Source organism: Alloactinosynnema sp. L-07, from assembly GCF_900070365.1.
GTDB lineage: Bacteria > Actinomycetota > Actinomycetes > Mycobacteriales > Pseudonocardiaceae > Actinokineospora.
In genome coordinates this window covers 1,095,403-1,107,309 of record NZ_LN850107.1, presented here as the reverse complement: position 1 = coordinate 1,107,309, position 11,907 = coordinate 1,095,403, and the positions used below count along the sequence as shown (strand labels likewise).

The following is an 11,907-nucleotide window of genomic DNA, read 5'->3' as shown; positions in this document are numbered from 1 at the left end:
TTCCTGCGGTGAGTCAGAGTGCGACGTTGACTGACTTGTTCTGGGTGTAGAGGTCGATCGCGCCTTCGCCGAGTTCGCGGCCCCACCCGGATTCCTTGAAGCCGCCGAAGGGCATGGCGGCGTCGAAGGCGTTGTGGCAGTTGATCCACACGGTGCCCGCGTTGATCTCGCGAGCGGTGCGGTGGGCCTTGGCGACGTCGCGGGTCCAGACACTCGCGGCGAGACCGAACGGCGTGTCGTTCGCCTGCCGACGGACTCCCTCCCGCGCGCTGAAGGGGGTGGCGACCACGACCGGCCCGAAGATCTCCTCGCGGTAGACGCTGAAGGAGTCCTGGACGTCCACCAGCACGGTCGGCTCCACGTAGAAGCCCTCGTCGCCGTGGCGGCCACCGCCGGTGAGTGCACGGGCTCCGTCATTGAGGCCTGCCTCGATGAAGCCGGTCACGCGCGCCAATTGGGTGCCGTCGATCAGCGGTCCCACCTCCGAGGTCGGGTCCAGGCCTGGCCCGAGCTTGCTCGCGCCTGCCACCTCGGCGACGGCCTGTGTGAACTCCTCGAAGATCGAGTCCTCCACGAGGAGGCGGGTGCCCGAGGTGCAGGCTTGGCCGTGGTTGAACAGGAAACCGCTCGCTGTTCCCGGGACCGCGACATTGAGGTCGGCGTCGGCGTAGACCACCTGGGGGCTCTTGCCCCCGAGTTCCAGCGAGACCTTCTTGAGGTTGCCGCGAGCGGCGTCGACGACGAGCTTGCCCACCTCGGTCGACCCGGTGAAGGCGATCTTGTCGACGTCCATGTGCGCGGCGAGCGAGGCGCCTGCGTCGCCGTAGCCGGTGACCACGTTGAACACTCCGTCGGGCAGACCCGCGTCGGCCATCACCTGGGCCAACAGCAGCGCGGACAGCGGGGTCTGCTCGGCGGGCTTGAGCACCGTCGTGTTGCCGCACGCCAGCGCGGCGGGCACCTTGAAGGCGGCCATGAGCAGCGGGAAGTTCCAAGGCACGATGCCGCCGCAGACACCCACGGGCTGGCGCAGCGTGTAGGCGTGCCACTGGGCGCCGGGCGCCCAAGGGACGGAGACCGGGATCGTTCGACCCTCGATCTTGGTCGCCCAGCCCGCGTAGTACGCGAACAACTCGGCCACCCACAGCACGTCGACGGCTTGGGCGACGGCAGCCGACTTTCCGTTGTCGAGCGATTCGAGCTGGGCGAACTCCTCGGCCCGATCCCGGATCGCCTCACTGATCTGGAACAGCAGACGCTGGCGCTGGGCCGGTGTCCAGAGGCTCCATTCGCCATCGAAGGCCATGCGCGCGGCCTTGACGGCCCGGTCGATGTCCTCCGCGCCGCCGAGGGCGGCGGTCGTGAGGACTCGTCCCGTGGCGGGGTCGACCGTGTCGAACGTTTCGCCGCTCGCCGCGTCGACCCATTCTCCGCCGATGAACAACTGCTTCGGGGTACCCAGGAAGTCGCGTACGGCCGGGATGACCGAAGCGTGTAGGTCGGGAAGAACAAACGTCATGGATGCCTCCGGGTGCGGCGACCCCGCCTCCTGCGAGGTCCGTGCGACCAGGATCACTCCCGACCGCGAGCGCCGGTGTTCAGTCTCTGGACAGTCCCGGGACGTCAGTACGTCGTGATGCGCAGGGTTCTCATGCGCGCATACAGGGTCGTGCGGGAAATGCCCAGTTCTTCGGCCGCGCGGACTTTGTTGCCGTCGGCGGCTTTGAGGGCCGTGACGATCACGTCCCGCTCGGCTTGATCCAACGCCGTCAGCGGGTGGTCCAGCGACGTCGAACGGTATTGCTCGGGAAGATCTCGCACGGTGAGGGCGCCCACGGACCGTTGCTGTGCCAGGTAGCTGATCACGGCCTTGAGCTCCCAGAGGTTCCCCGGCCAGGACTGGGCGGCGAGGGCCTGGATGAGGCTGGGAGCCAGGTGCAGCGCCCGATTCGGCGCCACCTCGCTCAACATCGCCGCGGCCAGCCCGGGGATGTCTTTGCGCCGGGTGGCGAGGGGGACGAGTTCCTCGCGGATCATCGCCATCCCGGCCAACGCGGCCGCGCGGCCGGTGAGGCCCGCGATCGGACCTGCCGTGAGGATCAGGTCAGGGCGCGGGTCACGATCGACCCAGTCGACGACGAGGTCGAGCAACTCGCTGGACAACAGGTCGATTCCGTCTACGCACACCGTCCCCTTCGGACGCCGCATCGCCTCCTCGAACTCGCAGGCCCACTCCGCGCCGCCTTCGAGGAGCGCGGCCGCTGGTCGCATGACCTTCAACGGGGGATGCTCGGCGGCCAACTCTCTTGCTCGCGTGGAACGTCCGGTACCTGGTACGCCGGTGACCATGCGGGGAGCGCCGACCTCCTTGAGTTTCGTCTGGGATCGGTGCAGTACCGCCCGTGCCCGATCGCCGCTCACGCGGTCCACCCGCAAGAGCGCGCCACGACACGCGCCACCCACGCGCGAGATTTCGATGCTGACGGCGACACCGGCCTCCAGCGTGAGCTCCACTGTCTGTTCCTCGCGCGGCGACTCTTCGGCAAGGGCGCGAAGCAGCGCGATGTCGCCAGGACTGAGCAAATCGTTGGCGGCGTGGTTCGACAGCACGATGTCCTCGCCAATGGCCAGGATCGCTCGACGCCGCAGGCCTGCCGCACCTTGGAACGCCAAAAGCAGGCTTTTCTCCGAGGTGCGACTGCCGTCCAGGAGACGCTGCTCGATGTCGTGGACCGCCCGGGAGATCAGCGGCGGCAAGAGCGGGCTGGCCTGGTCGACAATCGCCGTGATGTCGAGGACGCCTTCGATGCGCTTGGTGAGCGGATGCCTGATCGGGTGGCCGTAGCAGCTGAAACCCTGAAGGGATTTCGCGAAGTGCTCGTGCCCGCTGATGCTGATGCCCTGCCGGGTGACCATGACGGTGCCCAGCGCGTTGGTGCCGATGTTCTCCTCGAGGAGGCAGGCACCGAGCGTGACATTGAGAGCGTCGAAGCCACATTCGAGGCGCGGGTCGTCGAACCACCGACGGACGACTCGACAGTCGCGGTCCACCAGCAGCGTGCAGTAGTTGCTCCCCCGCAGGTTCTCCTCCAGCTCCTCGAGAACCGGCATCGCGCCCACCAGCAGCGAACTGCGCAGGTCGACGTCGTGGGCCGCCGTGTCGAACTCGGCGGACGGGTCGAGACCGGACATGGTCGCGCGCTGCCAGGACAGCGCGATGTCTTCGCGGACGCCTGCGCCCGCTGGCCCAGCGGGCCGATGCGAGTCCATAGGGCTGGCTCCCTTCGGGCTGTTATCGCCGTCACACAGTGTGACCCGCGCCGTGAACTCGACTTGTCCAGACTTTGAACAGAGTTTGTTCCTCAATCTTGCGATGATGTGGTCCCCATCACAACTTAGGAGGACCCGTGAAGACCATCGCCGCGGTCGTCTACGAGCCCGGGAAGCCGATCGAGATCGAGGAACTCGACCTTGACGGTCCCCAGGCCGGGGAGGTGCTGATTCGCTACACGCACGCTGGGCTGTGCCATTCCGATGTGCACGTCGCCCACGGCGACATCCAAGCGCGGCTCCCCATGGTGCTGGGCCACGAGGGCGCCGGAATCATCGAGGAAGTCGGCCCCGGTGTCACCCGCGTAAAGGTCGGGGACCACGTTGTCTGCTCGTTCATCCCCAACTGCGGCACCTGTCGCTATTGCGCGAACGGCCAGCAGTCGATCTGCGACATGGGCGCGACGATCCTCGAGGGCTACCTGCCGGGCGATCGCTTCCCGATCTCTGGCCCGCGCGGCCAGTACGGCGCCATGTGCATGCTGGGCACGTTCAGCCAGTGGGGCGTGATCCACCAGAACTCCTGCGTCAAGGTCGATGACGACCTCCCGCTGGAGAAGGCTGTGCTCGTCGGCTGCGGCGTGCCGACCGGATGGGGTTCCGCGGTCAACACCGCCAAGGTCCAGCCCGGTGACACGGTCGCCGTCTACGGCATCGGCGGCATCGGCATCAACGCCGTGCAGGGCGCCCGCCTTGCGGGCGCCAAGAACATCGTCGCCATCGACCCCCTGGAGAACAAGCGGGAAAAGGCGATGGAGCTCGGCGCCACGCACGCGTTCGCCGACGCCGCGCAGGCACAGGACAAGATCGTTGAGCTGACCCGCGGACAAGGGGCCGATTCCGCGATCCTGACGCCCGACCTGTTGACCGCCGAGATCGTCACCAGCGGGTTCAACGCCATCGGCAAGGGCGGCACCGTGGTCGTGACCGGACTGAACAAGCTCGACGAGCAGACAATTCAGCTGCCAGGCTCGATCTTGACTCTGTTCCGCAAGACCATCAAGGGCAGCCTCTTCGGCGACTGCAACCCCACCGTGGACATCCCCAAGATCCTCGGCCTGTACCAGAGCGGCGACCTCAAGCTGGACGAGATCATCACCCGCACATACCGCCTCGACCAGGTCAACGAGGGCTACGACGACCTCCTCGCGGGCAAGAACGTGCGCGGCGTCGTCGTCCACGAGCACTGAGTGGCCAACCAGCCGTCACTGTCGACGGGTGCGGCAGGCGCTGCCGCACCCATGGACGCGGTCGCCCGGACCGACGAGGCCCAGATCCTCGAAGCCGCGCTGCTCAGCGGCACACACGTGCTGCTCGAAGGGCCTCCCGGCACCGGCAAGTCCACCCTGCTGCGGCAGGTCGCTCGCGAACGTGAGATCCCGTTCGTCCTCGTGGAGGGCAACTCGGAACTCACTCCGGCCCGCCTCATCGGCCATTTCGACCCGGCACTGGTCCTGGACCGCGGCTACGTCGCGGAGATCTTCGAGGACGGACCCCTGCTCGACGCCATGAGAAGAGGAGGCCTCCTCTACGTCGAAGAGCTCAATCGCATTCCCGAGGAGACCCTGAACGTTCTCCTGGCCGCGATGTCCGAGAAGGAGATCGCCGTACCCCGGCTGGGACGCATCGTCGCAGCTGCGGGCTTCGGGCTCGTCGCGGCCATGAATCCCTTCGACACGGTGGGCACGGCACGCGTCTCCAGCGCGCTGTACGACCGGACATGCCGCATTTCCATGGGATACCAGTCGGCCGAGGCGGAGCGCGACATCGTCTCGCTGCACGCCCCCGGCATCGACGCGTCTTGGCGGAACAAAGTGGTCGCACTCGTGCGTGCCTCTCGTGAGCACGACGCTCTCGAATGGGGATCGTCGGTGCGGGGCGCCATCGACATCGCCCGCATCGCGGTCGAGCTGGCAAGGCTGCGCGGGGTGGCGGTGAACGATTGGCACGTGGGTCTGGCCGCGGCCAAGGTCTCACTCAGCGGTCGGATCCGGCTCCACGACTCCGCAGGCCGGAGCCCTGAGGACGTCGTGTTGGAGATGTATGAACGCGTCTTCGGTCCCGAGCCTGCCCAGAACGCGGCAGACCCCGACCCCGAGGCGTCGCCCGAGGGAACGCTGAGCCCGTCGACCCCGACGGGCTCACCTCAGCCGACGCACAGCCCACATGCGCGTGACCGCCCCCGCGGCGAGCGCACGACCGGCCGCTCGGACCTGGCGCGCAACCCGCGCTTCGCCGAGTTGTCCCCGGAGGTGGGCGTCCTGGACCAGGACGCCTTGAACTCGGCCCTGGCCGAACACGCCGACGAGACGCTCACGCTGATCGTCGAGATGTCGCTGGCGACCGACGACGCTCTGCGCAGCCAGGTGCGCCGACTGGCCCCTCGACTGATCCTGGAACAGACGCGGCGCGGCCTGCCGAAGTCCTCGGGTATCGCGAGGAGGCGCATCCGCCGTGCCGTGGACGGAGGCGACATCGACCTCGACCGATCCATGGACCGGGTGCTCGGCGCGCGAGCGGAAGGTCGCAGCCCGAGGCTCGACGAGCTCCTCGTCAGCGACTGGGCGAGGCCAGAGCTCGCGCTGTGTCTGGTGATCGACAGGTCAGGCTCGATGAACGGCGCCCGGCTGACGACGGCCGCGGTGGCGGCAGCCGCCTGCGCCAGCCTGACGCCTCGAGAGCACGCGGTGATCACCTTCGCGGCCCACGTGGGTGTGCTCAAGCCGATGAACGAGCGGAGACCGGCGAGTGAGACGGTGGCGTCGATCTTGTCGTTGCGCGGACACGGGACGACGTCGCTATCCGCCGCGCTCGACGAGGCTCACTCGCAGCTGGGCAAAGCCGGCGCGCGCCGCAAGGTCACCCTGCTCCTGTCGGACTGTCGGGCAACGGAGGAGTCCGGGGCCGTAGCCGCGGCGTTGGGGTTGCAGGAGCTGATTATCCTGGCCCCGGGCGACGACGTCGAGGCAGCCCGGCAGTTGGCCCGCGCCGCGGGTGGGACCTGGGCTCCCGTCGACACCGTCTTGGACGTACCACGGCTGCTGAACCGCCTGATGGCGGACGACCGCGTCTAGTGCTACCCGCAGACCGCCTCAAGCTCGGGGAACTGGTCGCCTGGCTCACCTCCGACGGCCACGCAGATCCCGAACCGCCGGGCGGTCCTGGTCTCGCCGGACCATGATTCCTTCGGCGGCATGATTTCGTTCGAAACGATCGTGGAAATCCATATGTCGCGAGTCGTTCGATCAAGGCAGGCCTGAGTCGCGCAATTCGACTGTTAAGAGTTAAGGGTTTCCTTAAGGTATTTCCGCACGCAGACTCACGACCCACAGAAAGCGCCGCAGTTCAGGAAGGTGCGCAGTCGTGGGTAGAAGAATCGCGCTCAATATCATTATCGCGCTCGCCGCGTCGAGTGTCGCAATTGTCGCCGCGCCGGTGGCCAATGCCGAACAACCGGGCCGCGCATATGTCGAGAACGTCGCCGACGGCGATATTGTCGATCAGTACATCGTGACCTACAAGCCACAGTCGCAGGCGCGTCGGGACAAGGCCAAGCGAGTCGCGTCGCAGCGTGCGGCGGGCACCAAGCACGGCGTCGCCGTCGAGGAGCTCCGGGACACCGCGCTCGGCAGTCAGGTGGTGCGGACCGACCGCGGGCTCGACGCGGCCCAGGCGCGGGGCTTCCTGCGCACGCTGGCCGCGCAGCCCGATGTCGAGGCGGTCGAACCGGACTCGCGGTTCTATCCGACGTACTCGCCGAACGACACCTACTACGGCGACCAGTGGCACTACTGGGAGTCCACCGCGGGCATGCGCCTGCCGACGGCGTGGGACACCGCGAACGGCGCGGGGTCGGTCGTCGCCGTGATCGACACCGGTCGGACGTTCCACCCCGACCTTGACGCGAACACGCTGCCCGGCTACGACTTCATCAGCTCGTCGAGCGCGGCCCGCGACGGCAATGGCCGCGACTCCAACCCGCAGGACCAGGGCGACTGGGTGCCCAACGCCGGTGACTGCGGCGTGGGCAGCAACCCGAGCGACTCCTCCTGGCACGGCACGCACGTCGCGGGCACCATCGCCGCGGTGACCGGCAACGGGTCAGGTGTCGCGGGTGTCGCCCCGAACGCCAAGGTCCTGCACGCGAGGGTCCTGGGGTTCTGCGGCGGCGCGCTGTCCGACATCGCCGACGCGATCATCTGGGCCTCCGGCGGCTCCGTCCCGGGCGTCCCGGCCAACGCGAACCCGGCCAAGGTCATCAACATGAGTCTCGGTGGCGGCGGCGCGTGCGGCACGACCTACCAGAACGCGATCAACTCCGCGGTCGGCCGCGGCTCGTCGGTCATCGTCGCTGCCGGCAACAGCAACATCGACGCGGCCAACACGCGGCCCGCCAACTGCGGCGGCGTGATCACCGTCGCCGCGACCGACCGCCAGGGCAACCGGGCGTCGTACTCGAACTACGGCGCGGTGATCGACGTCTCCGCCCCCGGCGGCGAGACCGCGACGGCCACCAACGGTGTCCTGTCCGCGATGAACGCGGGCACCACCACGCCCGGCGGGTCGACCTACGAGTACTACCAGGGCACGAGCATGGCGACGCCGCACGTGGCCGGGCTGGTCGCGCTGATGCTGGGCGAGAAGTCGATGTCCCCGGCGAGCGTGGAGAGTTCCCTGAAGGCCAACTCGCGGCCACTGCCCGGATCGTGCTCCGGCGGGTGCGGCGCGGGCCTGGTCGACGCGGCGGCGACGATCGCCTCGCTCGGCGGCGGCTCCGGCCAGGTCCTCGCCAACCCCGGCTTCGAGTCGGGCAACACCAGCTGGACCGCCAGCAGCGGCGTGATCACCACCGACGCCACCTACCCGGCGCGGACCGGCTCGTGGAAGGCCTGGCTGTGCGGCTACGGCGCGACGCACACCGACACCGTCGACCAGACCGTCAGCATCCCGTCCGGCGCGACGTCGTCAACGCTGTCGTTCTACCTGCGGATCGACTCCGCGGAGACCGGAACGACCGTCTACGACACGCTCAAGGTACAGATCCTCAGCACCTCGGGCGCCGTGCTCGGATCCGTCACCTACTCCAACGCGGACGAGAACACCGCGTACGCGCTGAAGTCGATCAACATGAACTCCTACATCGGGCAGACGGTGAAGATCCGGTTCACCGCCACCGAGGACGCCGACCTGCAGACGTCGTTCGTCATCGACGACACCGCGTTGACATACAGCTGACCAAGTCCCGCGGACGGCGGCACCCCTGCCCGGGGTGCCGCCGTCTCGGTCCGCGGACCCCAGGCCTTTCCCTACTCTAGGTGGCGCAGCTAACGTGGCTCATCGTGAGAACTCCCCGGTCGGCGAGCGGGACGGGCTCTGAGCCGGGCCCGAGCTTCGCTTTCACGCTGCGCAAGGCGATTCGGGAGCGTGGGATCAGCATGGAGCGGATCTGTGAACGGCTCCGCGAGCGTGGCACCCCGGTCAGCGTCGCCACCTTGAGCTACTGGCAGTCCGGCCGCAGCCAGCCGGAACGCGCGGCGTCGCTGGCCGCGGTCGAGCAACTCGAGCAGCTGCTCAACCTGCGGACGGGCGACCTGCTCGGCATGTTGTCCGCCCCGCGGCCACGCGGCCGGTCGGTCAACCGCGAAGCCATCGACGTGGCGGCGCTGTGGCCGGAGCCGGAGGCAGTGCACAGCGCCCTCGCCAACGTCGACACCAGCTGGGACACGCGGCTGAGCAGGGTCAGCCTGCACGACCGGATCGTGATCGGGCCGGACGGCACCGAACAGACCCAGTCCATCCGCCAGGTGCTGCGCGCCGAGGAGGACGGCGTCGACCGGTGGGTCGTGATCTATGAGGTCGATGAGCCAGGTGGGCCGATGCCCCTGATCCGTCCCGTGTGGAACTGCTCGCTCGGCACGGTGAACGTCGACCAGGCCACCGGGCTGCTCGTGACCGAGCTGGTTTTCCCGCATCCGTTGGCACGCGGGGAATCCATCCTCACCGAGCACGCGCTGGACAACCCGCCGGGGCAGCCGCTGTCGGTGCAACACGAGCGCCGCTGCAGGCTCCTCGTCCGGGAACTGCTGCTGGAGGTGCGTTTCGACCGGGCCGCCCTGCCCGCCAGGATCGTGCAGTACAGCGTGATCGCCGACCACGAGCGGGTCAAGACGTTGAGCTTGGACGCGGAAGGGTCCGTACACGCCCTGGCCACCGACTTCGGGCCAGGCCGCTACGGCATCCGCTGGGAGTGGGACTAGGAGCCTCCGCGACCAGCTCCATCACCAGGCATACCTGCGCCAGCCCAGGTCAGACCAGGCCTGACCTGGGCTGGGTCGGATTCGGCGTGCTCTTGATGAAGTCGAGAAGGCGGGTGGCCGCAGGCGCGAGATCACGGTCGCTGCGCCACGTGAGGCCCACCGTGCGGCGGGCGGCCGGGGTGTTCAGGGCGATCCCGATGGTGCCGGAAAGTCCGGCGAACTGCTCCGGTACCAGGGCAACGCCGAGTCCGGCCGCGACAAGACCCTCGATGGTCGCGAAGTCCGCGCTCTCAAAGGAGACGGTGGGTGAGACGCCCGCTTCGGTGAGGAGCTTGTCGAGCTGGGTTCGGAAGCCGAAGCCGACCGGTGTGGTCACCAGTTCCTCGCCCGCCAGCTCTTCGAGTCCGATCCGGCGCCGGGCGCGCAGGCGGTGGGTGGGCGGGACGACGAGGATGAGCCGGTCCTGCTGCAGTGCGAGCCAGCCGTGGTTCGGGCCCGGCCGGGATGAGGTGATGGCGAGTTCCGCGGCGCCGGTTTCCAGGTCGCGCAGGATCTCGTGGGCCGGTTCCTGGGTCAGCAGCACCTTGATCTTGGGTGCGTGCTGGTGGAAGGCCCGGAGCAGCCGCGGCACCAGCGAGGTGGCCATCGAGTCGAGGAAGGCGAGTCGAACGGTGCCGGTGTCCGGGTCGAGCCGACTTTCCAGCTCGGCGACCATCCGCTGGTATCGCGCGATGATCTCGCGGGCCGCGGTCACGACGAGGTCGCCGTTGGGATTGGCCCGCACACCGTGCGGAACGCGTTCGAACAATCGGGCGCCGAGTTCGGATTCGACGCGGGCGAGTGCTCGGGACAGCGTGGGCTGCGGCACTTTGAGGACGGCCGCGGTGTCGGTCACATGCCGGTAGTCAGCCAGGGCGACGAGCCAGGCGAGGTCACGCAGCAACATCGCCACATCATACGGCAAACGCATGATGTGGCGCTGTTTCACTCATTGGACGCATTGACTTACCGGCACGAGAGTCGGTCGGGTGAACACGCTCCTGCCGCCAAGGCCCGTCGAACACCTAGGCCATCAGTCCGGTACCGGTCCCTACCGCCGCGTCGTCTTCGCGCTCTTCACCGCGGGCATAGCGACTTTCGCCCTGCTCTACAGCACCCAGGCGCTGCTTCCCGAACTGGCGAACGGGTTCGGCGTCACCCCGGCGCAGAGCACCCTCGCGCTGTCGCTGACCACGGCCAGTCTCGCCATCGCGATCATCGTGGTGGGGCCGGTGTCGGACCGGTTCGGCCGGACCGCTTTCATCCACGTCTCGCTCGCGGCCGCCGCGGTGATCGCCGTGGCCTGCGCGTTGGCGCCGACCTGGCAGCTTTTCCTTGCGCTGCGCCTTGTCGAAGGTGTCGCGCTGGCCGGTCTGCCGTCGGTCGCCACCGCGTACCTGCGTGAGGAGCTCCACCCCGCCACCCACGCCCGCGCGGCGGGCTTGTACGTCGGTGGCACCGCGCTGGGCGGAATGGCCGGACGGCTGGTGACCGCGCCGATCGCGGAGGCCGCCGGATGGCGGTGGTCGATGGTCGCGGTGGCGGCGCTCGGCCTCGGCTGCGCGCTGACCGTGCGACTCCTGCTCCCGCCCTCCCGCCGGTTCACCGCGGCCCCCGCGGGCGGCCGGGCGGCACTCGCGCGGTTGCGCGGGGCGGTCTCCGACCCCGGGCTGCTCGCCCTCTACGGCATCGGCGCGTGCGTCGTAGGCGCGTTCGTCGCCGTCCTCAACACGATCGGATTCCGGCTCGCGGGCGCTCCGTTCCACATGGGACTCACCGCCGCGGGGATGGTCTTCCTCGTCTACCCGCTCGGGACCGTCAGCTCCACTGTGGCCGGTCGACTGGCCGACAAGCTGGGGCGGCGATCGGTCGTTCCGCTGGGGTGCATGCTGGCCGTCTTCGGCCTCCTGCTGACCCTTCCGGCCACCGTACCGACTGTCGTCGCAGGTCTGGCGCTGCTCACCGCGGGCTTCTTCATCGTCCACGGCGTCACCAGCGGGTGGGTCCCGGCCCGCGCCCACGCGGGCGGCGTCGCCACCGGCCAAGCGGCCTCGCTCTACCTGTTCGCCTACTACCTCGGGTCATCCGCGTTCGGCACCCTCGCCGCCCACGCCTGGTCGACAGCGGGGTGGCCGACCGTCGTCGGCCTGTCGCTCGCGCTGCTGGCGGTCACCGGCGTGCTGGCCCGCGTGCTGCACAGAACACCACCGCTCACCAGCGGACGCTCAGCGCAGGAGCGCGACAGCGTCGCCTTGTAGGTGATCACCAGCAGGCGCGGGTC

General features: G+C 68.7%; 8 protein-coding genes. 5 read left to right on the top strand and 3 right to left on the bottom strand.

Annotation, left to right across the window (positions count from 1 at the left end; translation table 11 throughout):
* Positions 1–13: 13 nt before the first annotated feature.
* Together BN1701_RS05315 and BN1701_RS05310 are read right to left on the bottom strand one after the other, a co-directional pair.
* On the bottom strand, positions 14–1,519 hold the full coding sequence (locus tag BN1701_RS05315; protein WP_054055637.1) for an aldehyde dehydrogenase family protein: 1,506 nt from the start codon (positions 1,517–1,519) through the stop codon (positions 14–16).
* A gap of 104 nt (positions 1,520–1,623) precedes the next feature.
* Positions 1,624–3,111 carry a sigma-54-dependent Fis family transcriptional regulator gene (locus BN1701_RS05310; RefSeq protein ID WP_231949814.1) on the bottom strand — a complete coding sequence of 496 codons (1,488 nt, stop codon included), beginning with the start codon at positions 3,109–3,111 and terminating at the stop codon, positions 1,624–1,626.
* Positions 3,112–3,407: 296 nt separating this feature from the next.
* Between BN1701_RS05310 and BN1701_RS05305 the strand changes: the two genes are divergently transcribed.
* The 4 genes from BN1701_RS05305 (at position 3,408) to BN1701_RS05290 (ending at position 9,587) form a co-directional block, all read left to right on the top strand.
* Positions 3,408–4,520: a Zn-dependent alcohol dehydrogenase gene (locus BN1701_RS05305; RefSeq protein ID WP_054046044.1), complete on the top strand. Its 1,113-nt coding sequence runs from the start codon at positions 3,408–3,410 to the stop codon at positions 4,518–4,520.
* Positions 4,521–6,404 carry an AAA family ATPase gene (locus tag BN1701_RS37105; protein WP_231949491.1) on the top strand — a complete coding sequence of 628 codons (1,884 nt, stop codon included), beginning with the start codon at positions 4,521–4,523 and terminating at the stop codon, positions 6,402–6,404.
* A gap of 289 nt (positions 6,405–6,693) precedes the next feature.
* Complete coding sequence (locus BN1701_RS05295) at positions 6,694–8,565, top strand: S8 family serine peptidase (protein WP_197672049.1); 1,872 nt, start codon at positions 6,694–6,696, stop codon at positions 8,563–8,565.
* Between the two features lie 104 nt (positions 8,566–8,669).
* Positions 8,670–9,587 (top strand): helix-turn-helix transcriptional regulator, encoded by a 918-nt coding sequence (locus BN1701_RS05290; RefSeq protein ID WP_067520526.1) that lies wholly within the window; start codon positions 8,670–8,672, stop codon positions 9,585–9,587.
* Positions 9,588–9,636: 49 nt separating this feature from the next.
* Here BN1701_RS05290 and BN1701_RS05285 read toward each other — a convergent pair whose 3' ends face one another.
* On the bottom strand, positions 9,637–10,533 hold the full coding sequence (locus BN1701_RS05285) for a LysR family transcriptional regulator (protein ID WP_054055636.1): 897 nt from the start codon (positions 10,531–10,533) through the stop codon (positions 9,637–9,639).
* A gap of 82 nt (positions 10,534–10,615) precedes the next feature.
* Between BN1701_RS05285 and BN1701_RS05280 the strand changes: the two genes are divergently transcribed.
* Positions 10,616–11,884, top strand: coding sequence for an MFS transporter (locus tag BN1701_RS05280; protein ID WP_197672048.1), 1,269 nt, complete (start codon positions 10,616–10,618; stop codon positions 11,882–11,884).
* Positions 11,885–11,907: the final 23 nt, after the last annotated feature.